Origin of the sequence: Rhodococcus sp. T2V, from assembly GCF_029269925.1 — a bacterium.
Classification (GTDB): domain Bacteria; phylum Actinomycetota; class Actinomycetes; order Mycobacteriales; family Mycobacteriaceae; genus Rhodococcus_F; species Rhodococcus_F koreensis.
In genome coordinates this window covers 1-316 of the sequence record NZ_JARJBD010000457.1, presented here as the reverse complement: position 1 = coordinate 316, position 316 = coordinate 1, and the positions used below count along the sequence as shown (strand labels likewise).

General features: G+C 70.3%; 1 pseudogene. It reads left to right on the top strand.

Annotated elements, in window-relative coordinates:
* Positions 1-220: pseudogene (locus P3H15_RS54820) on the top strand (IS1380 family transposase); the annotation flags it as partial.
* Positions 221-316 lie beyond the last annotated feature (96 nt).

The following is a 316-nucleotide window of genomic DNA, read 5'->3' as shown; positions in this document are numbered from 1 at the left end:
CCGCCACCGACCTGGTCGCCTGGGCGAAGCTGATCGGCTTCGGCGACCACCCGGACCTGGCCCGCTGCGAGATCGACACCTTCCGCTACCGGGTGCTGCACGTCGCGGCCCGCATCACCCGCGGCGCTCCCGGGCGGTCCGGGTTCGGATCGATTCGAGTTGGCAATGGGCCCAGGCCATTGCCGCAGCGTGGTATCGCATCCGGACCGCTTTCACCTGACCCGGACCCCGTCCCCACGACACGAAAGGCAACCCCGGCCGGTGGAACCGGGCACCACCCGAGCGACATCGGGCGCGCCCTTATACCCACACACCA